This window comes from Nocardioides pini (assembly GCF_026712185.1).
Taxonomy (GTDB): domain Bacteria; phylum Actinomycetota; class Actinomycetes; order Propionibacteriales; family Nocardioidaceae; genus Nocardioides; species Nocardioides pini.
This window is the reverse complement of sequence record NZ_JAPPUX010000005.1, coordinates 529948-556508: the sequence shown is the minus strand read 5'-3', so window position 1 is coordinate 556508 and position 26561 is coordinate 529948. Positions and strand designations below refer to the sequence as shown.

Genomic DNA, 26561 nt, shown 5'->3' with positions numbered 1-26561 from the left:
CGCGGCGTTGTTGGGAGGAGCGCTTCGGGGTCCCCGCAGGCTCGTGGTGGAGGAGCGCAGCGGGGGAACCAGGAGGCTGTGGGGTGAAGCGTTGCGGGGGACAAGAACGTCGTGGGGTGCTCATGCGGGGTCCCTGCGGCGTGCGAGCTCGGCCAGCACGTCGGCGAGCGCCTCGACGCCGGCCAGGCAGTCGACGGTCTCGGCGTGCTCATCGGGCGAGTGCGAGACCCCGGTCGGGTTGCGGACGAAGACCATCGCCGTGGGGATGCCGGCGTCGGACAGGATGCCCGCGTCGTGACCCGCCTGCGTCGGGATGACCGGCCAGCCACCCAGGCTCGCGAGGCGGGTGGCCAGGTCGGGGTCGAAGGCGACGGAGCCCGACACGGACTCCGCGGTGACGTCGAGCCTGGTGCCGTCCCGTTCGGCGCGGTCGTGTGCCTGCCTCTCCACCGCCTCCACGAGGGTGGCGAGGGCCTCGTCGGACGAGGCCCGCGCGTCGAGCCAGGCGGTCACCAGCGACGGGACCGCGTTCGTGCCGTTGGGCTCGACCGAGAGGCGGCCGAAGGTGGCGCGCTGTCCCGCCAGGCGCGCCTGCTTGTTGGCGGCCAGCGCGGTCATGGCGTAGGTCAGCATCGGGTCGTGCCGGTCCTCCATGCGGGTCGTGCCCGCGTGGTTGGCCTGGCCCGCGAAGTCGAAGCGCCAGCGCCCGTGCGGCCAGATCTCGCTCGCCAGCCCGACGGCCACGTCGCGGTCCACGAGGTCACGGCCCTGCTCGACGTGCAGCTCGACGAACGTGTCGACGCGGTCGAGCGAGAGCAGCCCGGCCTCCGGGTCGAGGCCGGCACCCGCGACCGCGTCGGCGAGGAACACCCCGTCGCGGTCGCGCAGCTCGCGCGCCTCGTCCCAGGTCGTGGCGCCGGTGACCAGCCGCGAGCCGAGGCAGGCACGTCCGAACCGCGACCCCTCCTCCTCCACGAACACGCCGACGCCGATGGGACGATCCGGCTCGAAGCCCCGGGCCCGCAGCGTGTCGACGGCCGCGAGCGCGGACGCCACGCCCAGCGGGCCGTCGTACGCGCCGCCGTCCAGGACCGAGTCGAGGTGCGAGCCGGTGAGGACGCCCCGCCGGCCGGCAGCCGCGGCCGGCACCCACCAGGCGACCTGGTTGCCGATGCCGTCGGTCTCGACGGCCAGGCCGCGCGCCACGCACTCCTCGGCGAACCACGACCGCAGCTCCGACTCGGCCGTCGTCCAGGGCTGGCGGAAGTAGCCACCCGAGGAGGCCGACCGGCCCACCGGCGCGAGGTCGCGCCACATCTCCTCGAAGCCGGACGTCGGTGCCATGCCTGCAGTCCACCGGGATCACCGACCTCGGTCAACGCGCCGCCCCGTTGCTGCGTCTCGGATCCCAGACGCCGCCTGGTGGTCGTCCCGCTGATGTAACGCCGGGTTGGTGCGGGTACCCACTGGGGTGCTCCACGGTGGGTAGGGGCACTAACCCGGCGTTACAGCGCAGGGGAGCCGGCGGCGCCTAGCCTTCGGGCATGGAGTTCCGCGAGGTCGTACGCCGCCGGCGCATGGTGCGCCGCTACGCCGACCGGCCGGTCGACCCGGCCGCCGTCGACCGCATGCTCGAGCACGCCCAGCGCGCCCCCAACGCGGGGTTCACCCAGGGCTGGGCGTTCCTGGTGCTGGACACCCCGGAGGACGTCGCGCTGTTCTGGGCGACGACGGGAGCCGACCCCGATGCCCACAACACGTGGTTGGACGGCATGCGCACGGCCCCGGTCGTGATCGTGCCGCTGACCAGCAAGGCCGCCTACCTCGACCGCTACGCGCTGCCCGACAAGGGCTGGACCGACCGCGACGAGGCCCGCTGGCCGGTGCCGTACTGGTGGGTCGACGCCGGGATGGCCGCGCTCCTGGTGCTGCAGACCGTTGTCGACGAGGGCCTCGGGGCGTGCTTCTTCGGCATCGAGGAGCGCTTCCTCGACGGCTTCAGGGAGGCCTTCGGCATCCCGGAGGACCACGCCCCGGTGGGCGCGATCACCGTGGGCCACCGCGAGTCCGACACGGGCGCGGCCGGATCGCCGGCGCGTCGCGAGCGGCGTACGAATCTCGTCCACCGCGGACGGTGGGGCACTACGGTCGGCCCATGACCGACCGCGTGGTCGCCGCCCTGCAGGCGCTCGTCCGCATCCCCACCGTCTCCGACCGCGACCCCGCACGCGTCGACACCGGCGCCTTCGACCGGCTGCTCGTCGAGCTCGCGACGTGCTTCCCGCTCCTCCACGAGCGGCTCGAGCTCACGCGGGTCGGCACCCACGGATTGCTGTTCCACTGGGCCGGCGCCAGCGCCGAGCGCCCGGTCGTGCTGATGGCGCACCTCGACGTCGTGCCCGTCGACACGGGCGCGCCGTGGCGGCACGACCCGTTCGGCGGCGAGGTCCACGCCTCCGACGTCGGCCCGGCGGTGTGGGGCCGCGGCACCCTCGACGACAAGGGCTGCGTCGCGGCGATCTGCGAGGCCGTCGAGTCGCTGCTCGAGGCTGGGCACGAACCGGCCCAGGACGTCTGGCTGTCCTTCGGCTGCGACGAGGAGGTCAGCGGGACCGCGGCCATCGAGGCCGTCGGCGTGCTCCGTGACCGCGGAGTCACGCCCTGGCTGGTGCTCGACGAGGGCGGCGCGATCGCGGGAGGAGCGTTCCCGGGCGTGAAGGCCCCGCTGGGCGTCATCGGCGTCACCGAGAAGGGCACCACGTCGCTCGAGCTCGTCGCTGAGGGGCGCGGCGGGCACGCCTCGACGCCCGCGAGGAACGGCCCGACGGCGCGCATCGCCCGCGCCATCCTGCGGATCGAGAAGTCGCCGTTCCCCGCGTCCGCACCGGCACCGACGCTCGAGCTGATGCGCCGCCTCGCGCCGCACGTGCCGCTGCCGCTGCGCCCGTTCCTCGGGCGCGCCGACCGGCTGGCCCCGGTGGTGACCCGGGCGCTGCTCGCCGCGGGCCCCGAGGCCGCGGCCATGACGCGCACGACGGTCGCGGCCACCACCCTGAGCGGGTCGCCGGCGCTCAACGTGATCGCGTCGACCGCGAAGGCCGGGCTCAACATCCGGGTGATGGTCGGCGACACGGTGGCCGGCGTGGTCGAGCACATCCGCAAGGCCGTCGACGACGACTCGATCCGCATCGACGTCGTCGAGTCGGGCGAGCCGTCACCGGTCTCGCCGATGGACGAGGCGTTCGAGCTGGTCGAGGGCTGCATCGGCGAGGTCTTCCCGGACGCGGTCGCGACGCCGTACGTCATGATGGCCGCCACCGACTCGCGCCACTTCACGGCGATCAGCGACCACGTCTACCGCTTCGCCCCCTTCCGGATGACCAAGGCCCAGCGCGAGGCCATCCACTCCTACGACGAGCACCTCGGCGTCGCCGACCTCGTCGACGGCGCCCGCTGGTACCGGCTCCTGATCGAGAGGCTCCCCGCATGAGCACCACGACACCGACGGCGAGGACCGCCGTGAAGGGCCTCGCCGCGATCGTCGGCTTCCTGGTCATGGTGGAGTTCGCCAGCGGCATCCTGCAGGGCTACTACACCCCGATCTACCCGCAGATCGCCGACCACCTCTCGATCAGCGAGGGCGACATCAACTGGTTCGAGGCGGCGCAGCTGATCGTCAGCGCGCTGTGCATCCCGCTGCTGGCGCGGCTCGGCGACCTGTCCGGGCACAAGCGGGTGCTGCTGATCTCGACGGCCGTGACCGCGCTCGGCTCGTGGTGGCTGGCGTTCGCGCCGTCCTTCACGACCTTCCTCATCGGGTGGGCGATCCAGGGCGCGTACGTCGTGTGGCTGCCGCTGGAGATCGCGATCATCCACCGCCGCACGCGCGACTCCGGCCGCCAGGAGCTGCTCACCCGGCGCGGGGCCGCGATCCTGGTCGGCTCCCTCGAGCTCGCCGTCATCGTCGGCGCCGTCAGCAGCGGCCTGCTCGTCGACACCCTCGACATGAACGTCCTGCTCGCCCTGCCCGCTGTCGTGGTGACGGCCGTCTTCTTCGTGATCCTCCTCGGCATCGAGCAGGTGCCCGGCGACGACTCCGGCGGCATCGACTGGACCGGTCTGGCGCTCGTCACCGTCGCGCTCGGCGTGCTGATGGGCGGCCTGGTCCGGCTGCGTCTCGACGGCGCGGGGTCGCTGCTCGGCTGGTCGACGATCGTGGTGTCCGTCGCGGCGTTCGCGGTGTTCTGGCGCTTCGAGCTGCGACACCCGGACCCGATCGTCGACGTCCGGCTCCTCAGCAGCCCCGCGCAGTGGCCGGTGCAGGTGACGGCGTTCCTCTTCGGCATCCCCGTGCTGGGCGGACAGATCCCGCTGTCCACCTACGCGCAGGCCGACCCGGCCGAGCGGGGCTACGGGCTCGGCGCCGACCCCGCGTTCATCTCCACCCTGATCGGGCTCTACGTCGTGACGCTGGCGATCGGCGCGTTCACCCTGCCGCTGACCACCCGCCTGCTCGGCGGCGTACGACGCGCGCTCGTCGTCGCGTGCTGCCTCGTCGGGCTGGGCTACCTGCTGTGGCTGCCGTTCAACTCCGAGACGTGGCAGGCGCTCATCAACATGGGCATCGCCGGCCTGGGATCAGGCGCGCTGGTCGCCGCCCTCCCCGCGGCCGCCGCGGCAGCCGCCCCACCCGAGCGCACGGGCATCGCCACGGGCATGACCAACGGCACCAAGACGGTGGGCGGCGCGATCGCCTCGGCCATCTTCGCAATCGCCCTCACCGCGACGGGCTCGCTCGACGCGACCTCGGAGCACGTGGCGCCGTTCAGCGGCTACCTCACCGTCTGGGCCGTGTGCGCCGGCGCGTCCTTCCTGGCCGCACTGGCGCTCCTCGCGGCGCCGCCACACGCCTTCAGCGACGTACGCAACGAGACGGTCCCGCACTGAGCCCCGCCGCTCCGTCACGACCGCGCAGCGGGGCGACCCCGTCGACGGTCACGCATCGCTTCCGGGCCGCTGCTCCGGTGAGCTGAACACCGACTCGGGCCGCTCCAGGCGTACGCCGTCGACAGTCAGGTCGACGAGCTCGTTGTAGAACGCGACCCGGCCGGCGACGGCGCCGACGGCCGGTGCCGGTGAGTGGTAGGACCATGCGACGTTGGCCAGGGCGGGCGGGCCCGGCCAGGTCCAGTAGTCGTCGGTGCGCCCCTTGTAGGGGCAGAACGAGACGTTGTCGGTCGGCTCGAGCAGGTCCAGTCGCACGTCCTCGCGCGGGAGGTAGAACCGCGTCGGGAGGTCGGTCTCGAAGAGCAGGACCGGTCGGTCGCTGGTGGCGAGCGTGACGCCGTCGACGGCCACCTCCACCCGCCGCGAGCTCGCGATCGCCTCGACCCGCTTGTGCGGGTCGCGGGGGTGCCCGGTGACCGGCTCGTCCTCCTCGGTCCACTCGAGCAGGCCGGGCTCCCACGTCAGCACGACCCGGTCGGCGACGGCCTCGTCGTCCAGCGTCCAGGCGGCCGCGGGCAGCACCCGGCCGCCCGCCGCGACGTCGTACCACTGAGCCACGGCGACCTGCGGGGCGAAGAACGAGAAGCCCTCGCGGACGGGAGGGTCGGTGGGCGCGAGCACGCCGTCGGCGACCTCGTCGCGGCGAAAGGCGTAGACCGGCGGGAACCGGCCCTGCCACACCAGCAGCGGCTCGCGGGACTCGACGACCACCTCCCCGGCGAGGCGGCCCCGGACCCACTTGTCGATCGGCTCCGTCCGCAGCACCCCGCCAGTCTGCGCCCCAAGGGGACGCCGCGCCAGCGCCGGTCAGAGGCGGGTCAGCGAGGCAGGTGCGGAGCGGCCGCGGCGGCCTCGATGCTGTCCTCCGACGGCATCAGGAACCACAGCAGCGGGTAGACCAGGATCTGGCTGCCCGGCAGCAGGAAGAGCGTCACGAGGAACAACAGCCGCGTGACCCACGGCGTGAGCCCGAGGCGACGCCCCACCCCGGCGCAGACACCGGCGATGATGGCCCGGTCGGTGGAGCGGACGAGGCCCTGACGAGCGAGGGAGGTGCGGATCTTTTCCATGCCTCCAGCATGCGCCGCCGGCGCGTCCTGCGCCATCGGGGTCAGCCCCTGCCCCACCCCGGGACCGGGTCGGGGTCCGCTTGCCAGGAGGCGCCTAGGGTGGACGGCACGGAGGTGATCGTGATGTCCGACCTCGAACCGTCCCCGCAGGAGTCCGGAGTCGAGCCCGTGCGCAGCGAGCGCGAGCGCGACGACCGCACCGGACGCTCCGCCGCAGCCGCCCGCATCGCGCAGCAGTCCACCTGGGTGGACCTGCAGGTACGCCGCGCGATGGAGCGCGGCGAGTTCGACGACCTCCCTGGACAGGGCAAGCCGATCGAGGACCTCGGCGTCGAGCACGACCCCGACTGGTGGGTCAAGAAGCTCGTCGAGCGCGAGAACATCGCCCTCCTCCCGCCGGCCCTGGCCCTGCGCAAGGAGGACGCCGAGCTGGAGGGCCGCCTGGACGCGATCACGGCCGAGACCGAGGTGCGGCGCGAGGTCGAGGACTTCAACAAGCGGATCATCGAGACGCGCCGGCAGCTGCAGGGCGGCCCGCCGGTGATCACCGCACCGCGGGACGTCGAGGCCGAGGTGGCCGCGTGGCGGGAGCGTCGTACGGCCCGGGTCGAGGCCCAGCGCGCGGCCCTGGCCGCCGGTCGGCCGGCACCACCCAAGCAGTCGTGGTGGTCGCGCTGGCGCAACCGCTGAGGGCGGCTCCGTCCCGAGCGGAGGCCGCGGATCCGTCGTACGGCAGGACTTTGCACCCGAGTTCCCTGGTTACAGGTCGAGATCTCCACCTTTAAGGCGGTCACCGGATATCCGGTGACCGCCAGCGGCGAGACATGCGTCATATCCGGGGCCCGGCGCGCGGCGGTAGTTTGCGCGCATGACACGCCCCGCCAAGGACTTCTTCGCCCCGCTCGCCGTCGGTGCGCCAGCGCCGCCCCGCGAGATCCCGGCCCGGCCGAGCCGCGCCATCCACTTCTTCGACCCGGGCAACGAGAAGATGGCGGCGAAGGTGCCCGACATGGTCGGCACGGTCGACGTGCTGCTCGGCAACCTCGAGGACGCGGTCAAGGCGGAGAACAAGGAGAAGTCCCGGCAGGGCCTCGTCGACATCGGCAGGGCCACCGACTTCGGTCCGACCCAGTTCTGGACGCGGATCAACTCGCTCGACAGCCCGTGGGTGCTCGACGACCTCACCACCCTCGTGCCCGAGATCGGCGACAAGCTCGACGTGATCATGGTGCCGAAGGTGCAGGGCGCGGAGGACATCCACTACGTCGACCGCCTGCTCGCGCAGCTAGAGGCGAAGGCCGGCCTCGACCGGCCGATCCTGGTGCACGCGATCCTCGAGACGGCGCGCGGCGTGGCCAACATCGAGGAGATCTGCGCCGCCAGCCCGCGCATGCAGGGCCTGTCGCTCGGCCCCGCCGACCTGGCCGCCGACCGCCGCATGAAGACCACCCGCGTCGGGGGCGGCCACCCCGGCTACCTCGTCCGCCAGGACCCGGTGCGCGACGACCTCGGCGTGCCGCAGTACGACGCCCAGCGGACGTCGTACCAGCAGGACCTGTGGCACTACACGATCGCCCGGATGGTCGACGCGTGCGCGATGCACGGCATCTACCCCTACTACGGGCCCTTCGGCGACATCAAGGACACCGTCGCGTGCGAGGACCAGTTCCGCAACGCGTTCCTCCTCGGCTGCGTCGGCGCGTGGAGCCTGCACCCGGTGCAGATCACGATCGCCAACAAGGTCTTCTCCCCCAGCGTCGAGGACGTCGCCCACGCCCGGCGCGTGATCGCCGCGATGGGCGACGGCACCGGAGCGGTGATGATCGACGGGAAGATGGAGGACGACGCCTCGGTGAAGCAGTGCCAGGTGATGGTCGCCCTCGCCGACGAGCTCGCGGCGATCGACCCCGAGCTCAAGGAGCAGTACGACGCGATCTCGGCGGACGGGGAGGTGCGCGCATGAGCGAGTTCACCCCTCTGCGCTCGGTGCTCTACATGCCGAGCTCCAACGAGCGGGCCCTGGAGAAGGCGAAGTCCCTGCCCTGCGACGCGCTCATCCTCGACCTCGAGGACGCCGTCGCACCCGACGCCAAGCCGGCCGCACGCGAGGCCGCGGCTGCCGCGGCGGCCAGCGGCGCCTACGGCCGGCGCACGGTCACCATCCGCGTGAACGGGCTCGGCACCCAGTGGCACGACGACGACATCGTCGCCGCGAGCCAGGCCGGGCCCGCCGCGATCGTGGTCCCCAAGGTCGACAGCGCCGACGACGTCGCGCGGCTCGTGACGGCGATGGAGAAGGCCGGCGCGCCCGACCACACGCGGCTCTGGGCGATGGTCGAGACGCCGGTCGCGGTCCTCGACGCCCTCGCCATCGCGCGGGCCTCGGAGCGGGTCGGTGCCTTCGTCCTCGGCACCAACGACCTCGTCAAGGAGCTGTACGCCGAGCACGTGCCGGGGCGCGCGCCGATCCTGCCCAGCCTGCACACCGCGCTGCTCGCCGGGCGGGCCGCCGGCATCGCCGTCGTCGACGGCGTCTACAACGACGTCAAGGACACCGACGGCTTCCTCGCCGAGTGCGAGCAGGGCCGCCAGATGGGCTTCGACGGCAAGACGCTGATCCACCCCGGCCAGGTCGACGGTGCCAACCGGGCGTTCGCGCCCAGCGAGCAGGCGGTCGAGGACGCCCGCGGCCTGATCGCCGCCTGGGAGGACGGCAGGGGCGCCGGCGTGGTCACCTTCAACGGCAGGATGGTGGAGAACCTCCACGTCGAGTCCGCGCGCCGCACGCTGGCCATCGACGAGGCGGTCCGGGCGCTCGGCGCGGGCTGACGGCACCCCCGGAGGGGCGGACAGGGCATGGACAGCCTCCCACCCGTAGGGAGGGATCCGACTTTGCGAACGACAGCGGACCCGCCAGAGTGATCCGGCCCGCCCACCGTGGGCCGGCCGCAGCACCCCCGCATCACCTAGGAGGCACACCCATGATTGTCCTCGGACTGATCCTGCTCATCCTCGGGCTCCTGCTCCCCCAGAGCATCCTGACCACCCTCGGCATCATCCTGATCGTCGTCGGCCTGGTGCTCAACTTCGTGCCGATCGGCGGCTCCGCCCGACGGGTCTGGTAGCGCTTCGCCACCACCTGGTGCGACGGCCCCGGACACCACTGGTGTCCGGGGCCGCGCTGTGCCTGCGGGTCGAGCGGCCTCAGGCGCTCTCGGTGCCTCGCCGGAAGCGGTCGTTGATCCAGGTGCTGGCGGTGCCCATCCAGCCGGCGAGGTCGTGGATCAGTCGACCCAGGGTGTCCTGGGTCCGCTCGAACGACACGGTGTAGCTCGCGGCCGCCTCCTGCGCGGCAGCGCTGACCGACGCGGTGTCGTCGTCGGCCCGGCGCGGGTAGTCGCCGCCGAGGATCGTCGTGTAGGCGCCGGAGTCGATCCAGCGTCGCAGCTCCGTCGCCCGGACCACCGCGAACGGGTGGCTCTGCTGCTGGAGCAGCGAGAGCTTGATGAGGGACTCGCGGACGTCGCCGCCCTCGTCGTACTGCGACCCCTGCTGGAGGAACGACGTCACGTCGAGCTCCTCGAGGGTGCCGCCGCTGGCGAGCTTCATGTGGGTGCGCAGCGCCGCGGTCGGGTCCTGGGTGGCCAGCAGGCCGGCCCGGTCCGCGGACAGCTCGGACTTGCGCGACCACTCCAGCAGCCCGACGGTCACCATCCGGATGCCGATCGCGCCGCCGGGCACGGCATAGAGCAGCCCGCCGAGGCCGAGGAGCCGCACGAGCAGCGTGCGGTAGACCGCGTGCCCGCTGACGGCGTGGCCGAGCTCGTGGCCGATCACGAAGCGCAGCTCGTCGTCGTCGAGGTGGTGCACCAGGCCGGACGACAGGATGATGATCGGCCGGTCCATGCCGACCGTGACGGCGCTCAGCGCGGGGTCGGCCGCGACGTACATCTCGGGCAGGTCGCTGACGTCGAGGCTCCGACCGACCTCCGCGAGCAGCCGGTGGAGCCGCGCGAACTGCCGCTCGTCGACCAGCACCGCGGACCCGAGCAGCGTCAGCCGCCAGGCCCGCTCCCGGAAGACGCCGGACATGGTCTTGAGCAGCACGTCGAAGCCCTTGAGCCTGCGCAGCGCGACGAGCGCGCCCTTGTCGGCGGGGTGCTCCCACGCCCGCGAGCTGATGTCCGTGAGCACGACGCGCGCACGCGCCGGCTTCTTCTCCCCCGATGCCATGCAGGGATCCTGACGCATGCGACCGCGTCGTGTCGCCGGTTCACCCGGACCACGTCGAATTCGGGTGCCGACGGGGGACCCGCGCGGCCATCATGCTCAGCATGGCCGGCTCGCATCGCACGCACCACGTGGCCCTCGTCCACGGTGACACCGTCCTCGTCGAGCCCGACGGCTCGCTGCCGAGCTTCGTGCAGGACGTCGCGGACGACGACGCGCCCGAGCCCACGGCGTACGCCACCACGCTGGCCGGCGACGGCGTGCACCTGGCCCCGGTCGTGACGCTGCCGCAGCAGGACGCCGAGGTCCGGCCCGACCGGCTGCACGTCCTCGCGCTGCGCGGCCCGGCACCCACGGGCGCCACGTGGCGTCGGGTCGACGACCTCGCCGAGCCGTGGCGCTCGCCGGTCGAGACGGCGCTCCGGGAGTACGCCGGCGACGCACCGCCGCGACGCCCCGCGTGGTTCCGCCCCGGCTGGCACGAGCGCGTGGAGGCGTGGGTGGACCGCGAGCTGGCCGCCACCGGTCGTCGGCGTACCGGCCCGCTCCGCACGCACCGGGTGTGGAGCATCTCGGCGGTGCTCGAGGTCCCGACCGACGGCGGCACCCTGTGGTTCAAGGCGTGCTGCGACCACTTCATCGCCGAGGCTGCCATCGTGCACCGCCTCGCCCACCGCATCGGGCACCTGGTGCCGGTGCTGGTCGCGGCGGACGACGAGGCCGGCTGGCTGCTGATGGAGCCGTTGCGCGGCGCCTCCGACCGCGACCGGGCCACCGGGGCGGTCGACGCGGCCGCGCCGCTCTGGGGGCGGGCGCAGGTCGCGGCCCTCGACTGGCTCGACGAGCTGCGCGCCGCGGGCTGCCCCGAGCGGGGCCTCGAGGCCACGCTCGACGCCTGGCACGCCGTCCTGGCCACCAGCCCGGAGATGGCCCTGCTCACCGACGCAGAGCGGCAGGATCTGGCCACCGGCACCGTTCGCGCCGAGGCGCTGGTGCGCGAGTTCTGGGCGTGCGGGATCCCCGACACCCTCTCCCACGGCGACCTGCACCCCGGCAACGTCGCCTACGACGGGCGCGAGGTGCGGATCTTCGACTGGACCGACGGCTGCGTGACCCACCCCCTCCTCGACGGCAGCCACCTCGCCCGCGTGCTCGACTGGTACGGCACCGGCGAGGGTGAGGCGGACCGGGTGATGCAGGCGCACGCGCGGCCGTGGCGCGACGCGTTCCCGGCGGCCGACGTCGACCGCGCGCTCGAACTGGCCCCGCTGGCCGACCTCGTCTTCCAGACCGTCACCTTCGCCCACATCGCGACGGCCGCCGAGGACGGCGCTGGCGACTTCACGGGCACCGTCGCGCGGCTCACGAGCGCGCTGCTCGACCTCGTCCGCTGACCGCTCCGGCCGCTCAGCGGGTCTCGGTCATCGGCACCCGGACCCCGCGCTCCTCGGCGACCTCGATCGCGCGGTCGTAGCCCGCGTCGACGTGGCGGATGACGCCCATGCCGGGGTCGTTGGTGAGCACGCGCTGGATCTTCTCGGCGGCGAGGTCGGTGCCGTCGGCGACCGTGACCTGGCCCGCGTGCAGCGATCGCCCGATGCCGACACCGCCACCGTGGTGGAAGGAGACCCAGGTGGCGCCCGAGGCGGTGTTCACCAGCGCGTTGAGGATCGCCCAGTCGGCGATGGCGTCGGAGCCGTCGAGCATCGCCTCGGTCTCGCGGTAGGGGGAGGCGACGGAGCCGCAGTCGAGGTGGTCGCGGCCGATGACGATCGGCGCCGAGAGCTCGCCGCTGGCGACCATCTCGTTGAACCTCGCGCCCGCCTTGGCGCGGTCGCCGTAGCCCAGCCAGCAGATGCGCGCCGGCAGGCCCTGGAACTGCACGCGCTCGGCGGCCAGGTCGAGCCAGGTGTGCAGGCGGGCGTACTCGGGCTTCTCGTGGGCCGGGAAGAGCTCCTTGATGGCGCGGTCTGTCGCGGCGATGTCGGCGGGGTCGCCGGACAGCGCGGCCCAGCGGAACGGGCCCTTGCCCTCGCAGAAGAGCGGCCGGATGTACGCCGGCACGAAGCCCGGGAACTCGAAGGCCCGGTCGTAGCCGCCCTTGCGGGCCTCGTCGCGGATGGAGTTGCCGTAGTCGAAGACCTCGGCCCCCGCGTCCTGCAGCTCGACCATCGCCCGCACGTGGCGCGCCATCGACTCCTGGCTGCGCTTGGTGAACCCGCGCGGGTCCTCGGTGCGCTCGCGCTCCCAGTCGTCGAAGGACGTCCCTGCCGGCAGGTAGAAGAGCGGGTCGTGCGCGGAGGTCTGGTCGGTGACGATGTCGACGAGCGGGCCGTCACCCGAGTCCCGCCGCGCGAGGTGGCGCTCCAGGATCTCCGGCAGCACCTCGGCGGCGTTGCCGAGCAGGCCTATGGACAGGCCGCGTCGCTCGGCGCGAGCCTCGAGCGCCAGCTCGAGGGCGTGGTCGAGGTCGCGCGCCTGGACGTCGAGGTAGCGCGTCTCGAGGCGCCGGTCGATGCGGTGCTGGTCGCACTCCACGCAGATCGCCACGCCGTCGTTCATCGTCACGGCCAGCGGCTGGGCGCCGCCCATGCCGCCGAGGCCGGCGGTCACCGTGATGGTCCCGGCGAGGGTGCCGCCGAACCTCTTGTCCGCGATCGCGGCGAACGTCTCGAACGTGCCCTGGAGGATCCCCTGGGTGCCGATGTAGATCCACGAGCCGGCCGTCATCTGGCCGTACATCGTCAGGCCCAGGTCCTCGAGGCGGCGGAACTCCTCCCAGTTGGCCCAGTCGCCCACCAGGTTGGAGTTGGCGATCAGCACGCGCGGGGCCCACGCGTGGGTGCGCATCACCCCGACGGGCTTGCCCGACTGCACGAGCAGCGTCTCGTCGTCCTCGAGGTCGCGCAGGGTGCGCACGAGGGCGTCGTACGCCTCCCAGCTGCGCGCGGCCTTGCCGGTGCCGCCGTAGACCACGAGGTCCTCGGGGCGCTCGGCGTTGTCCGGGTCGAGGTTGTTCATCAGCATCCGCAGCGGCGCCTCGGTCTGCCACGACTTCGCGGTCAGCCCGGTGCCGGTGGCGGCGTGGATGGGCAGGCGGGGGTTGCTGGCGTTCACGTGAGGTCTCCGATCACGGATGCGGCGGCGGCGAGCACCGCGCCGGACTGGACGAGGTCGACAGCGGCCTCGATCTCGGGCGAGAGGTGGCGGTCGGGGCCCGGGCCCGCGATGCCGTTGCTGCGCAGCAGGTCGACGACCGCACCGGTCGCCGGCGACGGGGTGAGGGGGTCGCGCAGGTCGAGGGCGCGGGCCGCGGTCAGCACCTCGACCGCGATCACCCGCGACAGGCCGTCGACGGACCGGCGGAGCTTGCGGGCGGCGTTCCAGCCCATCGACACGTGGTCCTCCTGCATCGCGCTGGAGGGGATCGAGTCCACCGACGCCGGGACCGCGAGGCGCTTGAGCTCGGAGACGATCGAGGCCTGGGTGTATTGAGCGATCATGTGGCCGCTGTCGACCCCGGGGTCGCTGGCCAGGAACGGCGGCAGCCCGTGGCTGCGCGCCCGGTCGAGGAACCGGTCCGTACGTCGCTCGCTGATCGAGGCGACGTCGGCGGCGACGATCGCGAGGAAGTCGAGCACGTAGCCGACCGGGGCGCCGTGGAAGTTGCCGTTGGACTCGACGCGGTCGCCGACCACGACGGGGTTGTCGATCGCACTGGCGAGCTCGCGGCCGGCGACGGTCGCGGCGTGCTCGACGGTGTCGCGCGCCGCGCCGTGGACCTGCGGCGAGCAGCGCAGCGAGTAGGCGTCCTGCACGCGGTTGCAGTCGCCGGTGCGGTGCGAGGCCACGATCGCCGAGCCGGCCATGAGGGCGGTGAGGTTGGCCGCCGACAGGGCCTGGCCGGGGTGGGGGCGGATGTCCTGGAGCTCGGCGGCGAAGACCCGGTCGGTGCCGAGCTGCGCCTCGACGCTCATCGCCGCGGCGACGTCGGCGGTGCGGAGCAGCATCCGCAGGTCGGTGATCGCCAGGACGAGCATGCCCAACATCCCGTCGGTGCCGTTGATGAGGGCGAGGCCCTCCTTGGCGGCCAGCTCGACGGGCTCCAGGCCGGCGGCGGCCAGCGCGTCCGCTGCTGGCATGAGCGTGCCGTCCGCGTCGCGGACCTCGCCCTCGCCCATCAGCGCCAGTGCACAGTGCGACAGCGGCGCGAGGTCGCCCGAGCAGCCGAGGGAGCCGTACTCCCGCACCACCGGCGTGATGCCGTGGGTCAGCAGGTCGGCCATGAGCTGCGCGGTCTCGCGTCGTACGCCGGTGCGGCCGGTCGCGAGGGTGGAGAGCCTCAGCAGCATGAGCGCCCGCACGACCTCGCGCTCGACCTCGGGTCCGGACCCGGCCGCGTGGGAGCGCACGAGGGAACGCTGCAGCTGGGCACGCATCTCGGTGGGGATGTGCCGGGTGGCGAGCGCCCCGAAGCCGGTGCTGACGCCGTACGTCGGCGTCTCCCCGGCCGCGAGCGCGTCGACGACGGCGCGGGCGCGGTCGATGGCCGCCAGCGCGTCGTCGGCCAGGGAGACGGGTGCGCCGTCGCGGGCGACGCGGACGACGTCCTCGAAGGAGACGGGGCCGACCCCGACGGTGATGCTCTGCATGGCTCCATGGAACTCGCCGCCGGTGCCCGTCCGCCAGAGCCGAGCCGGCGCAGCAGTCTCACATCCGAGACAGTCGGGCTCACCCGTACGGAGGACACCGAAACGACCGCCGCGTGGCACGGTGGAGCGAACGCGGTCCGATCGGATCGTCCGAGCAAGCCGAGAACCAAGGAGGTCCACGATGGACGCGACGGCATGGATCATCGTCCTGGTCGTGGTGCTGGTCGTGGCGGCAGTCGTCGCCTGGCTGGTCGCCCAGCAGCGGAAGAAGAAGCAGCTCGAGCACGCGGAGCAGCTGCGGACCGAGGCCCACGAGCACGCGCGGGACATCCCGGAGACGCAGGTGCGCGCCAAGGAGGCCGAGGCGGAGGCGGAGCGTGCGCGTCTCGAGGCCGAGCGCGCCCAGGCCCGTGCCCAGGAGGCCCAGGTGGCCGCCACCCAGCAGCAGGCGGTGCACGAGGACCGGCTGCGCACAGCCGACCAGGTCGACCCGCGGGTGGACACTGCGTCCGACGACTATGCCCCCGGTACGACGACCGACGGGCGCGCCACCGCGACGCACGACCCCGACACGGTGCTCGACGCCGACGACCCGCGACGCACGGACGGGACCGACGACACGCGCCGCACCTGATCAGCGCGCCTCGCGGCGCAACGCGGGACAGGGACGGCCGGTGCTGGAAGACTGGCCGTCCCTGTCCCGTGAAAGAGGAAGCCCGTGACCACGCTCATCATCGTCCTCGTCATCATCGTCGTCGTGATCGCTCTCGCGGCGTTCCTCGTCCGGAAGAAGAACCACGAGGCCAACGTCGCCCGCGCCGACCAGCTCCGCGCCGAGGCCGCGACGCGGGCCCAGTCCACGATCGCCCCGGCCCAGGAGCGCGCAGCGGCCGCCGAGGCCGAGGCCGAGCAGGCCCGCGCCGCAGCCGCGAAGGCCGAGGCGGAGGCACACGAGGCCCGGCTCGCGGCCCAGCAGGTCGAGGCCACCCACGAGGGTCAGGTCCGCGCGGCCGACCGGATCGACCCGCGCGTCGACCACAAGGCCGACGACTACGCACCCCAGGTCCCGGGCACCGTCGACCAGACCCCGACCCCGCCGTCGGAGGTGAACGCCGAGCAGCCGACCACCCAGCAGCCGGCCACCGAGGCCGTCGCCAGCGAGCAGCCCGCGACCGAGCCCGTCCCCAGCGAGCAGCCGGCCGCCGCCGAGCCGACGCCCGAGCAGCCGGCCGCCGTCGAGCCGACGCCCGAGCAGCCGGCGGACGACACGGCCACCCGGGCGAGCACCCCGGAGAGCACCCCGGACGGCCGGGCCCCGCTGCTCCCGCGCCGCACCCCGGGCGCGAACGAGATGCCCGGCAAGCCGATCGAGCAGACCGACAGCGGCGGTGGTTGGTTCACCAAGGGCTCGGGCAGCGACACCGACCGGACGTGACCCGGGCGGGTCGTCTGGACCACCCTGACTGACCCCGTCCCGGCCCCTAGAGTCGGGAGTCGGGACCAGTCATGCCACGCCTCGACCTCACGGACCGCGAGCAGTGGGCCCTCCGGGACCTGCTGGCCACCGAGCCGTGCCCGGGGTCCCCGCTCCCGACACGGCACGTGCTGGAGCTGCTGTCCGTGCTGATCCCCGCGGACGAGGTCGGCGCGGTCTACCAGGACAGCACCTGCACGGTCACGGACGGGATCCGCCTGGTCGGGATGCCCGGCGTCGCCCGCGGCCGTCCGCGGCCGGCCCGTGGGCCGCACTACCTCGGGATCACCCACTGGAGCGCCCACCCGCTCGCCACCCGCTCGCGCCTCGGCGACTCCCCGGGGATGCAGGACGGCCTGTGCATCGGCTTCCGCAACGGCGCGGACGGCGTGGTGCAGATCGCCCTCGAGCGGTGGAGCAGCCCGTTCGACGACCGCGACGTCGCCGTGCTCCAGATGCTGGCACCGCTGCTCGCCCGCCTGTCCCGGGAGCGGCTCACCCCCCAGCTGCCCACGTCGCTCACGACGCAGGAGCGCCGCGTCCTGAGCCACGTGGCGGCTGGGCGGTCCAACGCGGAGATCGCCGAGGCGCTCTTCGTCGCGCCCTCGACGGTGCGCAAGCACCTCGAGAACACCTACCGCAAGCTCGGTGTGACGAACCGGGTCGCCGCCGTGGCCCGCCTCCAGGGTCGCGACCTCCCCGACATCGACCTGCGCGAGCGGCTGTCCCGGCTCAACTGAGGACGAACATTCGCCGGGATGCGAATACCGGTGGCCGCGTGGACTCTCCGACGCTGGGGACACACCCCCAGCCGAAAGGTCCGCCATGAAGAACTCCGTTCGCGCGCCGCCCTGGTCGCCGCGGCCCTGCTCGCGACCTCGACCCTTGCCAGCTCACCCGCCGCCTCCGACGGGTCCAGGTGTCAAGCACCGGCATCCCCACCACGACCCGCCCGCCTCCACCGAGGGTGCCCAGGTGGTGCTCGACTGGCAACGCACCGCGATCGCCACTGTCTATCCGGCAACGCCGATCCCGACGGGCATCCCGGTCCTCGGCTTCACCTCGTTGGCCATCGACGACGCTGTCACGACCTCCCTCAGGTGGGGAGCCAGCTCCGAGACCGCTGCTGTCGCGACAGCAGCGCACGACGTGCTGCTCCACTACAACCCCGGTGCTGTCGCCGCCCTTGACGCCCAGCTCGCCACCACCCTCGCCGGCGTGCCCGACGGGGCTGCCGAGGACCGGGGCGCGCGCGCCGGTGAGCGGGCCGCAGCACGGATGATCGCGAGCCGGTCCGGTGATGGCTACGGCGACACCACGATCCACTACACCCTGCCGCCGGACGTCGGCGTGTGGCAGCCGGTCCCCCCGGCGACGGACATGCTCGGCGCGTGGCTGGGGTCCGTGCGACCGCTGGTCATCACGCACCCGGTCCGGGTCGACGGTCCCGACCGGCTCACCAGCGCGGACTACACGACGGACTACAACGAGGTGAAGCTGCTCGGGTCCACGACGTCGGCGACCCGCAGCCAGGCGCAGGCGGACACCGCTGTCTTCTTCAACACCAACCCCGCGATCATGCAGGGCGACGCGCTCATCCGGAACCTCGAGAGCAACCCCAGGAGCCTGGAGCAGACCGCACGGTTGTTCGCGGCCCTGCACGGAGCCATGGCCGACTCGGTGATCCGCTGCTGGCAGCTCAAGCGGGACGTCGGGTTCTGGCGACCGTTCCAGGCCGTCGCCGGGGCTGGCGATGACGGCAACCCGGACACGCAGCCCGAGTCCGGCTGGACGTCGTACCTGCCGACGCCCCCCTACTCCGACTACGTCACCGGGCACGGGTGCCTGACCGGATCTGCGGTCGAGGTGATCAGGACCATCCTCGGCGAGGACACCCAGCTCGAGCTGCGGTCGTTGTCGCTGACCGGCGCGGTGCGCACCTATCCCACGCTGACCGCCCTCGAGTTCGATGCGCTCAACTCGCGCATCTGGGGCGGCCTGCACTTCCGCGACGCGATGAGTGACGGCTACTCGATCGGACACCAGACGGCGCGGATGGTGATGAAGAGGCTGGACTGATCCCCGGACGTGCCACGATCGGCTCGTGAGCCAGGTCCCTGCAGCGACGCGCACCCTGCGTGTGCTGCGGTTCCTGGCCACGCAGGCCGACCCGGTCCCGCTCGACCGGATCGTCCGGGCGTGCGACCTGCCGCGCAGCACGGCGTACCACCTGCTCAACACGATGATCGACGAGGGCTTCGTCGTGCACCTGCCCGACGAGCACCGCTACGGGCTCGGGGTGGCCGCGTTCGAGGTCGGCAGCGGCTTCACCCGGCAGGAGCCGCTGGCCCGCCTCGCCCGCCGGCCGCTCGCCGAGCTCGTCGACCGGACCGGCCACGGCGCCCACCTCGCCGTGCTCCACGGGCGCGACGTGCTCTACGTGATCGAGGAGCGGGCACCGGGGCGCCCGCCGCTGGTCACCGACGTCGGCGTCCGCCTGCCCGCCCACCTGACCGCGTCCGGCCGGGCGGTCCTCGCCGCCCTGCCGGCCAGCCAGGTGCGGGCGCTCTACCCCGACCGCGACGCGTTCGTCGACCGTCACGGCAACGGTCCGTCGTCGCTGAGCGCCCTGCGCGCGGTGCTGTCCGCGACACGGCAGCGCGGCCACGCGACCGAGGACGGCGAGGTGACGCCGGGGCTGCAGAGCGTGGCAGCGGCCGTGCTCGACCACAACGCCCACCCGGTGGCCGGGGTCGCGGTGACCTTCCCCAGCGACGCCGGCGACGACGTCGACGCGATCGCCACGGCCGTGAGGCAGACGGCCGCCCGGCTGACCCGGCGGGTCAGCGGGAGGGCAGCAACCGGGCGTTGACGATGATCCGGGTGCGGTAGACACCCGTCAGGTCGTTGCGGTCACCGCACGTGATGAGGACCAGGCGCGGGGCGCCCCGGTCGCTGAACAGCCCGGCGACGGCCGACCGCGACATCCCGGTCACCCGGCGGACGCGGGTGACCTCGAAGCGGTTGCGGCCCACGACGACGACGTTGCCGGGGCGCAGCCTGCCGAGGTCGTCGAACACCCCGTGCCCCTTCGACCAGGTGTGCCCGGCGAGGACGGCGCTCCCCTCCTGGCCGGGCAGCACGCCCGACCGCCAGCGGTAGACGTCGCGGACGCTGCGTCCGATCGCGAGGTGGCCGGCCCGCGTCACGCCGACCGGGATGATCCCGGCGTCGACCCCGATCGCCGGGATCGACAGCCGGCCGACCGCCGCGGGGCGCTCCGCCCCGCGCGTCACCGGACCCGCACCGGCAGGCGCGCCCGCGAGCACCGCCGCCGCGACCAGCACCACCACCAGCAACCTGCGCATGCCCCACATCGCTCGACCCCTCCGTCGGCCCACCCGGCCGGACCCCGTCGCCCGGCGCTCGGAGGCTACGCCCGTGCGGGTGCACGTGAGGCGGTCTTGGGCCAACGTGCGGGGAGCCTTCGAGGAGGGCCGGCCGGGTCGCGCGTGACCCGGCCCGCACCGCACTCGTTGAGCGAGGACGACGACAAGGAGCACTCGTGGAGCCGACACCCCGTCACGTGCAGCGCACCGCCCTCTCCCTCCTCACCGCGGCAGGGCTGGTGGTGGGCGGGTTCGTCGCCGCCGCGCCGTCGGGGCCCGGGCCGGCCGACCTGCCGTCGACCTACGACGCGCAGGCCCGCGAGCGTGCCGAGGCGCGCGCCGAACGACGCCCGCACACCCACCCCGGCGCCACCTCCACCGGCACCTCCGCCGGCACCTCGTCCCGGACGGCGACCGACGTGGCGGCCGTCGACGACGGTCACGGCCACGTCCACGACGACCCGACGACCAAGAACGCCGTGAGCCGCAGCGGCGAGGCGGCCGCGGCACCGGACCGCACCACGCCGGAGCAGCGCGCGGCCAGCCTCGCGCGGGTCGCCGCCCAGCGCACGCAGCGCGAGCCCCGCCTGGTCGGCGTACCCCTGCGGAGCAAGCGCCGCGCGGTCCCCGAGAGCGTGTACGCCATGGCCGGCGGCTGCTACCGGGTGGCGGGCCGGCCGCTCACCTTCCGGGCGACGGGGCTGGGCACCTACCTCCTCTACACGCCGGAGCGCGCCTTCGTCGCCGCGGCGGGGACCGACGGCGCGACCGACGCCGCCGAGCCCTCGCCGCTCGCGGACTGGACCGCCACGAAGACCGGCACCGGCCGGTTCACCTTCACCCTCGCCGACGGCCGCGGGCTGCGGCGGACGGGCGGTGGCCTGGGCACCGGCACGCCCGAGGCCTTCGCGCTGCGCCGTACGACGGGGTGCGCGGCGTTCCCCGAGGTCGCGACCAACGTGTCGGGCCGCCCGTTCGGCGGTGTCACGTCCTTCCAGGAGGTCCGCGGCTGGGTCGACCCGCACGTCCACGGCCAGACCCACGAGTTCCTCGGCGGCCGCGTCATCTGCAGCCCGCCGTTCCACCGGTACGGCGCCCCGGCCGCGCTCGTCGACTGCCCCGACCACCAGGTCGCCGGCGGCCGCGGTGCGGCGCTGGAGGACGTGCTCGCCGACAGGACGCCCGGCACCGGCCACGACCCCGTCGGCTGGCCGACGTTCTCCTACTGGCCCAACCCGCACTCGCTCACCCACCAGCAGGTCTACTACCGCTGGCTCGAGCGCAGCTGGCGCGCCGGCCTGCGGATCCACACCAGCCTGCTGACCGAGAACCACGTCCTCTGCTCGATCTACCCGCTCAAGAAGAACTCGTGCGACGACCGCGACTCGGTGCGCCTCCAGGCCAAGGGGATGCGGGCGATGCAGGACTACATCGACGCGCAGTACGGCGGCCCCGGCCGCGGCTGGTACCGCATCGTCACCAACCCCTTCCAGGCACGGCGGGTGATCAACCAGGGCAAGCTCGCCGTGGTGATGGGCATGGAGACGTCCGTGCCGCTGGGGTGCAACGTCCAGCTCGGCCGGCCCACCTGCACCGAGGAGCAGATGCTCGCCGAGCTCGCCGAGATGAAGCGGCTCGGCGTCAGCCAGATGGAGCTGACCAACAAGTTCGACAACGCCTTCACCGGCGTGGCCGGCGACGCCGGGACCACCGGCACCCTGACCAACAGCGCGAACTTCCTCAGCACCGGGTCGTTCCTGCGGATGCAGCGGTGCCCGACCACCTACCCCGCAGGCACCGAGGACCGGCTCCAGTCGCCCAACCTCGGCGACCTCGACGGCGCCGGCGGCGGCCAGCAGCCCACCCCCGACCAGGACGCGATCTTCGGCGCCATCTGGAAGCTGTTCGGCGACCTCGGCGTGCAGCCGGCCCCGGTCTACCCGGCCGGGCCGCACTGCAACCAGCTCGGGCTCAGCCCGCTCGGCGAGCGGCTGCTGTCGGCGATGATCGACCAGCGGATCCTCTTCGACCCCGACCACATGAGCGTCGCCGGCCGCAACGCTGCGCTGGACTACCTCGAGCGGCAGCAGGCAGCCGGACGTCCGGTCGGCGTCGTGTCCTCCCACTCGTGGTCCACGCCGGACGCCTACCCGCGGATCTACCGCCTCGGCGGCTTCGTCGCGCCCTACGCCGGCGACTCGACCGGCTTCGTCGAGAAGTGGCGCCGGCACCTCGGCTGGACCGACCCCCGCTACTACTTCGGCTTCGGCTTCGGCTCCGACATGAACGGCTTCGGCGCGCAGGGCGACCCGCGCGGCGCCGACCCGGCCGATCCGGTGACGTACCCCTTCACCGGGCTCGGTGGCGTGCGGGTCGACCGGCAGCGCAGCGGCGAGCGGGTGTACGACGTGAACACCGACGGCGTCGCGCACTACGGCCTGTACGCCGACTGGGTGGAGGACGCCGAGCACGTGGCGGGGGCCGACGGGCCGGCACTCGCGGCGGACCTGGCCCGCGGCGCGGAGGCCTACCTCCAGACCTGGGAGCGCGCGTGGGGCCTGGCCCCCGACTCGTGCCGCAACCCCGGCCTGCGGATGTCGCAGCGGCGGTTCACCCGCGCCGCCGATGCCGGGATCGGCGTCCGTGCGCTCATGCGACGGGTCGGGCAGCCGTGGCAGCGGCTGGGCCGGGAGCTGACCTACTGCGCGAGGGAGCCCGGGAGGACGCGCGTCGTCATGACGGTCGAGCTCTCGCGAGGCGGCACGGTGACGGGCGTGCGCCCCGGCTGAGCGGCCGACCGCCGGCGCCGCGGGCGGGGGACGTCCTCACCCGGGGGTCGCCCGGCCCCGGGTCGGCACCGGGTCGGAGCGGACGCCCTCGCGGTCGGTGAGCTCGGCCACCGGAGCCGTGGCCTGGTAGACGCCGGGCTCGATCTCGACCGCGCCCAGCTCCTCGGCCCGGGCCGCGGAGTCGGGGGTGAGCACGACGAGGACCTCGTCGCCGGCCTGCTGCAGGATCCGTACGCGCTGCTCGCGCCAGCGCGCCACGAGGGCGATGTCGAAGACCTCGCACTCGGTGACCGGGACGACGCGCGCGTGCACCCTCGGCCGCGTCTGCTCGAAGCCCTGCGGAACCTGCTCGTCCCCGACCCAGACCATCTCCACCGACTGCTGGTCGGCGGTGTAGGAGCACGGCAGGTCGAGGGTGCCGTGCTTCGCGCGCGGCCCGACGAGGTGGAGCGGGGGGACGTAGCCGTGGGCGCGCTCCCACCCGCGCGCGGCCCCGTGGTAGCGCGACAGCTCCCGCTCCGTGCCGTCGAGGTCGACCCGGATGAAGCGCGCACCGACAGGCATGCGGGTCATCGTCAGGATCCAGACGGGGGCGGCGTTGCGGAGGAAGCCGGTCGGGTACGTCGGCCACGGCACGTCCGCGTGGCCCGGGGCGTTGGTCGGGATCCGGAGGTCCATGAGGGGGTTGGTGCCGAACCGGACCACGTCGACGTGGTCGGGCGCCTCGCCGAACGGACCGTCCTGCCCGTTGAGGCCCAGCGCCCGGACCCGTTCGACCGGGGTGAGGCCGATCAGGTCGTCGGGGCGGTAGACCGCACCGGTCAGCTCGTCGTGGCCCTGCTGGACGATGCGGCGCGACACCTCCGGGACGAGCAGCTTCTCCAGGACACTCACGTCTCGCGCCTCCTCGGGTGGATGGACGACACACTCTCAGTCACGTCGGTCAGCTCCGACAGCGGGGCGATCCCGCCCCAGCCGTCGCGGACGTCGCCGACGAGGCCCTCGCGCTCGGCGAGGTCCTGGTCCCACGTGTAGAAGCGGGCGCCGCCGCCCGTCACGCCCCCGATGGCGATGTCGGCGCCCTTCCACCGCGCATGCACCTTCACCGAGAGCAGGTCGTCGAGGTCGTCGATCTCGTGGCGCACCCGACCGTCGGGGCCGTCGACCAGCACGTAGTCCTGGGCGGCCGCCGCCACCCGCACCTCGACGCCGTCGATCACGGCGTAGCGTCCCGGCTCCTTGGTCACGCCCGTCATCGTGGCACTGCCAGCCAGCCGTCCGGGCCGTACTCGGCCACGAGCTGCTGGTTGCCGAACTTGTCGTAGCTCCAGATCTGGTCACCGATGTTGATGTCCGACGGTGAGACGTTGCGGAACTCGGGGATGCCCCCGGAGGTGTAGCCGTTGCCCGTGAACGGGTCGGTCGGGTCGAGCGCCCCCTTGTCCCAGGTGCCGTCGCCGCCGAGGTCGGAGTGGCGCGGGATGTTGAAGTCGTCGGGACCCTCCGCGCTGTAGCGGAGCACCTTGATCTCGTCCTGGTCGGGGCTGAACTCGGTGTCCTTGTAGCCCAGGCCGAGGTCGTCGAACATCTCGCGCGGCGTGCGCAGGTGGGCGACGTCCTCGGCTCGGGCGGTGAAGCCGAAGGACTGGTCGGGGCTGAACCGCGGGTTGGTGGTCGACGAGCCGCGGAGGTAGTCGTCGTAGACGTTGTCGGAGATCACGCGCTGCAGCGGGGTGCCGGGCTCGATCCTGATCGCGTTGCGCGCCTCCGTCAGGCGCTCGATCTCGCTCGGGGTGAGGTCGCCGACCGGCTTGTCGACGAGGGTGCGCAGGTCGTCGGGCATGGCGTCGAGCCGACGCAGGTCGCCCAGGTCGTCGAGGTGCCGGAGGTCGCCCAGGTCGTCGAGGTGCCGCAGGTCGGACAGGCCGTCGATGATGTCCATCGTGCCCTTGGCGCCGCGGGTGGCGAGCGCGCCCGTGCCGGCGGTGGCGACGGCCACCACGGCGTCGGGCACGAGGTGGCCGATCGCGCGGGCCGGGTCGTCGGCCCACGTGTCCCAGTCGAGGAGGCTCTTGCCGAGCTCCTTGCCGAAGCCGATGGGGTCGGTGGACAGCCCGGTGTAGATGCCCTTGGCGATCTCCCACGCGTTCTCCACGGAGAGCTCGTACTTCTTCGCCAGCTCCTCGGGCGTGAGGTCGCCCGTGGCGAGCTTGTAGGCGTCCATCACGAGGTTGACCGGGCTGAACGGCATCATCGTCAGCAGGTCCCACACGGCCTCACCCGCGCCCTCGAGGATGCCGCCGACGAACGTGAGGCCGGACTCGAGCCAGGTGGGCTCCTCCGGCGCATCGGCGCACCCGGCCCTGACCTGGCCGGCGCAGGTGGCCGCCGCCTCGTCGAGGTCGGCGCGGGCGGACGCGAGCTCTTCCAGCGCTGCCTGCTGGATCGGGCTGCCCGAGTCGACGAACGGCTCGGCCTGCTCGGTGCCGCCGTCGGCCCAGTAGGTGCGCATGCGGCCCATGTAGGAGTCGTACCGTGTGCGCGCGTCCTGTGACTCCTGCTGGCCGCGCTCGTACTCGGTGCGCGCCCACTCGGCCCGCGACTGTGCGTTCTCCAGCTCGCCGGCGTACGTCGTCAGGCCGGCCGCGGCCTTCCTGAACCCGTTGCCGGACTTGTACCAGCGCTCGGGCTCGAGGTCGTGCGCCTCCCGGAACTCGTCGGCCGCACGCCCGGTCCACCCGGAGACGTCGATCTTGGACAGCGCGTCGCCGGTGTCGTAGAAGAGCTGCCCCTTCTGCTCCATCGTGAGCGCCTTCGAACGGATGTTGCCCGGGTTGCCCTCGATCTCGAAGTCCGGCACGTCAGAGCACCTTGACCGCGGCGATGGTGCCCTTGAGCGCCGAGAGGGCGTCGTGGCCGGCCTTGTCGGTCTCGTAGTAGTTCATGGCGATCTTGCCCAGCCGCCCGGCCATCTCCTCGACGTCCTGGCAGAGGTTGTTGACGCCCTCCTCCCAGCGGCCCTTGAACTCGTCGAGGGCGTCCCAGACCACGTCGTTGCCGACGTCGCCCTTGGTGGGCACGAGGTCCTCGACGTCCTTGTCCTTGAAGAGCTGCAGGGTGTCGTTGAGGCCCTGGGCGGCCTTGCCCATGCTCTCGAGGTCGACCTCGTAGTCGTAGGACGGCATGGCTCCTCGATTCCCCGTGTCGGTCTTCCTCAAACCGCATTCTCGAGCACGGTGTGCGGGTGTGAAGACGGGGACGCGCGGGTAGGAGGATGGCGACCACCCGTGACACGAGGAGAGGGGGCGGCACGTGGCCGTCGGACTTGTCTATGCCGAGATGCAGGCGGCGGCCCAGGCCGTGGCCGACGCCGTGGAGCCGGTGCAGAAGACGCTGCAGGACCTCGGCGCCACCATCGAGACCGAGGCCGGCAAGGGCTTCAGCGGCCAGGCGGCCGCCGGGTTCGGCGAGGCGATCAACGCCTGGTTCGAGGTGGCGATCACCCTCGGGCCGGTCCTCGAGGGCTACTCGCAGAACCTGATGTACCTCGCTCAGGAGCACGCGACCAACGACGTCGCCCAGGCCGAGCGGGCCGGACAGCTGGCCGACCGCCTCGGCGGGGGCGCCCGATGAGCGCCCGCGGGCTGATCGTCCACCAGGGCTCCCTGTCGACGCTGGAGACCGCCATGAGCGACGCCACCACGGCGATCACCACCCGGATCGACGAGCTCCTCGCCCAGGTCGACACGCTCACCCCGGGGTGGGACGAGTCGAGCGAGTCGCACGCGGCCCACCTCGAGCACCAGCAGCGGCTCCGCGACGGCGTCCAGCGACTGACCGAGGCCCTCGACCGGGTGCGGTCCGCCCTCGCCACCTACCGGGAGGACGCCCGCGAGATCGAGGTCGAGAACGTCGCGATCGTGAACTGATCGCCCACCCGTCACCACGTC

27 protein-coding genes are annotated in these 26561 nt (G+C 73.1%); 16 read left to right on the top strand and 11 right to left on the bottom strand.

Translation table 11 applies throughout. From position 1 onward, the window contains the following. Nucleotides 1–120: 120 nt before the first annotated feature. Entirely contained in the window at nt 121–1344 is a 1224-nt protein-coding gene (locus NYO98_RS19510; RefSeq protein ID WP_268113482.1) for an allantoate amidohydrolase, read from the bottom strand. A 200-nt stretch (nt 1345–1544) separates the two neighbouring features. Between NYO98_RS19510 and NYO98_RS19505 the strand changes: the two genes are divergently transcribed. The 3 genes from NYO98_RS19505 to NYO98_RS19495 are packed head-to-tail and all read left to right on the top strand — an operon-like array spanning nt 1545 to nt 4947. Further along, nucleotides 1545–2159, top strand: a complete 615-nt coding sequence (locus tag NYO98_RS19505; protein ID WP_268113481.1) for a nitroreductase family protein — start codon at nt 1545–1547, stop codon at nt 2157–2159. After that, entirely contained in the window at nt 2156–3490 is a 1335-nt protein-coding gene (locus NYO98_RS19500; protein WP_268113480.1) for a M20/M25/M40 family metallo-hydrolase, read from the top strand. Before NYO98_RS19505 ends, NYO98_RS19500 begins: the two co-directional genes overlap by 4 nt. After that, the gene (locus NYO98_RS19495) at nt 3487–4947 is read left to right on the top strand and encodes an MFS transporter (RefSeq protein ID WP_268113479.1); all 1461 of its coding nucleotides are present in this window, start codon (nt 3487–3489) and stop codon (nt 4945–4947) included. Before NYO98_RS19500 ends, NYO98_RS19495 begins: the two co-directional genes overlap by 4 nt. Nucleotides 4948–4995: 48 nt before the next feature. Here NYO98_RS19495 and NYO98_RS19490 read toward each other — a convergent pair whose 3' ends face one another. Together NYO98_RS19490 and NYO98_RS19485 are read right to left on the bottom strand one after the other, a co-directional pair. Next, nucleotides 4996–5772, bottom strand: coding sequence for a DUF427 domain-containing protein (locus NYO98_RS19490; protein ID WP_268113478.1), 777 nt, complete (start codon nt 5770–5772; stop codon nt 4996–4998). A 53-nt stretch (nt 5773–5825) separates the two neighbouring features. Next, nucleotides 5826–6077 (bottom strand): PspC domain-containing protein, encoded by a 252-nt coding sequence (locus tag NYO98_RS19485; RefSeq protein ID WP_268113477.1) that lies wholly within the window; start codon nt 6075–6077, stop codon nt 5826–5828. 99 nt (nt 6078–6176) lie between these two features. Here NYO98_RS19485 and NYO98_RS19480 point away from each other — a divergent pair, with 99 nt between their 5' ends. The 4 genes from NYO98_RS19480 to NYO98_RS19465 all read left to right on the top strand — a co-directional run bounded on the left by NYO98_RS19480 (nt 6177) and on the right by NYO98_RS19465 (nt 9202). Beyond that, the gene (locus NYO98_RS19480; RefSeq protein WP_268113476.1) at nt 6177–6767 is read left to right on the top strand and encodes a DnaJ family domain-containing protein; all 591 of its coding nucleotides are present in this window, start codon (nt 6177–6179) and stop codon (nt 6765–6767) included. Between the two features lie 178 nt (nt 6768–6945). Next, nucleotides 6946–8040, top strand: coding sequence for an HpcH/HpaI aldolase/citrate lyase family protein (locus NYO98_RS19475; protein ID WP_268113475.1), 1095 nt, complete (start codon nt 6946–6948; stop codon nt 8038–8040). After that, nucleotides 8037–8906: an HpcH/HpaI aldolase/citrate lyase family protein gene (locus tag NYO98_RS19470; protein ID WP_268113474.1), complete on the top strand. Its 870-nt coding sequence runs from the start codon at nt 8037–8039 to the stop codon at nt 8904–8906. The genes NYO98_RS19475 and NYO98_RS19470 overlap by 4 nt, the downstream gene beginning before the upstream one ends. Before the next feature lie 152 nt (nt 8907–9058). Continuing rightward, complete coding sequence (locus NYO98_RS19465; protein ID WP_268113472.1) at nt 9059–9202, top strand: hypothetical protein; 144 nt, start codon at nt 9059–9061, stop codon at nt 9200–9202. A 79-nt stretch (nt 9203–9281) separates the two neighbouring features. Here NYO98_RS19465 and NYO98_RS19460 read toward each other — a convergent pair whose 3' ends face one another. Next, nucleotides 9282–10310, bottom strand: coding sequence for a M48 family metallopeptidase (locus NYO98_RS19460; protein WP_268113470.1), 1029 nt, complete (start codon nt 10308–10310; stop codon nt 9282–9284). A gap of 101 nt (nt 10311–10411) precedes the next feature. Between NYO98_RS19460 and NYO98_RS19455 the strand changes: the two genes are divergently transcribed. After that, entirely contained in the window at nt 10412–11701 is a 1290-nt protein-coding gene (locus NYO98_RS19455; protein WP_268113469.1) for an aminoglycoside phosphotransferase family protein, read from the top strand. 13 nt (nt 11702–11714) lie between these two features. Here NYO98_RS19455 and hutU read toward each other — a convergent pair whose 3' ends face one another. Both hutU and hutH read right to left on the bottom strand, forming a co-directional pair. Then, complete coding sequence (gene hutU, locus NYO98_RS19450) at nt 11715–13424, bottom strand: urocanate hydratase (RefSeq protein WP_268113468.1); 1710 nt, start codon at nt 13422–13424, stop codon at nt 11715–11717. Then, nucleotides 13421–14959: a histidine ammonia-lyase gene (hutH, locus tag NYO98_RS19445; protein ID WP_268113467.1), complete on the bottom strand. Its 1539-nt coding sequence runs from the start codon at nt 14957–14959 to the stop codon at nt 13421–13423. The genes hutU and hutH overlap by 4 nt, the downstream gene beginning before the upstream one ends. A 181-nt stretch (nt 14960–15140) precedes the next feature. On the opposite strand from hutH, the gene NYO98_RS19440 reads away from it, so the two are divergent. The 5 genes from NYO98_RS19440 (at nt 15141) to NYO98_RS19420 (ending at nt 19305) form a co-directional block, all read left to right on the top strand. Further along, nucleotides 15141–15593 (top strand): hypothetical protein, encoded by a 453-nt coding sequence (locus NYO98_RS19440; protein ID WP_268113466.1) that lies wholly within the window; start codon nt 15141–15143, stop codon nt 15591–15593. 84 nt (nt 15594–15677) lie between these two features. Next, entirely contained in the window at nt 15678–16394 is a 717-nt protein-coding gene (locus NYO98_RS19435; RefSeq protein ID WP_268113465.1) for a hypothetical protein, read from the top strand. 71 nt (nt 16395–16465) lie between these two features. Next, nucleotides 16466–17173: a response regulator transcription factor gene (locus tag NYO98_RS19430; protein WP_268113464.1), complete on the top strand. Its 708-nt coding sequence runs from the start codon at nt 16466–16468 to the stop codon at nt 17171–17173. Nucleotides 17174–17408: 235 nt separating this feature from the next. Next, nucleotides 17409–18512, top strand: a complete 1104-nt coding sequence (locus NYO98_RS19425; RefSeq protein WP_268113463.1) for a vanadium-dependent haloperoxidase — start codon at nt 17409–17411, stop codon at nt 18510–18512. A gap of 25 nt (nt 18513–18537) precedes the next feature. After that, nucleotides 18538–19305 carry an IclR family transcriptional regulator gene (locus NYO98_RS19420; RefSeq protein ID WP_268113462.1) on the top strand — a complete coding sequence of 256 codons (768 nt, stop codon included), beginning with the start codon at nt 18538–18540 and terminating at the stop codon, nt 19303–19305. Here the strand turns inward: NYO98_RS19420 and NYO98_RS19415 are convergent. Beyond that, on the bottom strand, nt 19277–19801 hold the full coding sequence (locus NYO98_RS19415; protein ID WP_268113461.1) for a class F sortase: 525 nt from the start codon (nt 19799–19801) through the stop codon (nt 19277–19279). The two genes, NYO98_RS19420 and NYO98_RS19415, sit on opposite strands and share 29 nt — an antisense overlap. A gap of 197 nt (nt 19802–19998) precedes the next feature. On the opposite strand from NYO98_RS19415, the gene NYO98_RS19410 reads away from it, so the two are divergent. Next, nucleotides 19999–22611, top strand: a complete 2613-nt coding sequence (locus tag NYO98_RS19410) for an amidohydrolase family protein (protein ID WP_268113460.1) — start codon at nt 19999–20001, stop codon at nt 22609–22611. A gap of 36 nt (nt 22612–22647) precedes the next feature. Here the strand turns inward: NYO98_RS19410 and NYO98_RS19405 are convergent, their stop codons facing one another. From NYO98_RS19405 to NYO98_RS19390, 4 genes are read right to left on the bottom strand one after another with little or no spacing between them, the layout of a single operon-like run. Further along, nucleotides 22648–23505, bottom strand: coding sequence for a hypothetical protein (locus NYO98_RS19405; RefSeq protein WP_268113459.1), 858 nt, complete (start codon nt 23503–23505; stop codon nt 22648–22650). Then, on the bottom strand, nt 23502–23858 hold the full coding sequence (locus tag NYO98_RS19400) for a hypothetical protein (protein ID WP_268113458.1): 357 nt from the start codon (nt 23856–23858) through the stop codon (nt 23502–23504). The genes NYO98_RS19405 and NYO98_RS19400 overlap by 4 nt, the downstream gene beginning before the upstream one ends. A 5-nt stretch (nt 23859–23863) precedes the next feature. Continuing rightward, nucleotides 23864–25471, bottom strand: a complete 1608-nt coding sequence (locus NYO98_RS19395; protein WP_268113457.1) for a putative T7SS-secreted protein — start codon at nt 25469–25471, stop codon at nt 23864–23866. 1 nt (nt 25472) lies between these two features. Continuing rightward, nucleotides 25473–25796 (bottom strand): hypothetical protein, encoded by a 324-nt coding sequence (locus NYO98_RS19390; protein ID WP_268113456.1) that lies wholly within the window; start codon nt 25794–25796, stop codon nt 25473–25475. A gap of 127 nt (nt 25797–25923) precedes the next feature. On the opposite strand from NYO98_RS19390, the gene NYO98_RS19385 reads away from it, so the two are divergent. Beyond that, entirely contained in the window at nt 25924–26244 is a 321-nt protein-coding gene (locus tag NYO98_RS19385; RefSeq protein ID WP_268113455.1) for a WXG100 family type VII secretion target, read from the top strand. After that, complete coding sequence (locus tag NYO98_RS19380; protein ID WP_268113453.1) at nt 26241–26540, top strand: WXG100 family type VII secretion target; 300 nt, start codon at nt 26241–26243, stop codon at nt 26538–26540. The genes NYO98_RS19385 and NYO98_RS19380 overlap by 4 nt, the downstream gene beginning before the upstream one ends. Nucleotides 26541–26561: the final 21 nt, after the last annotated feature.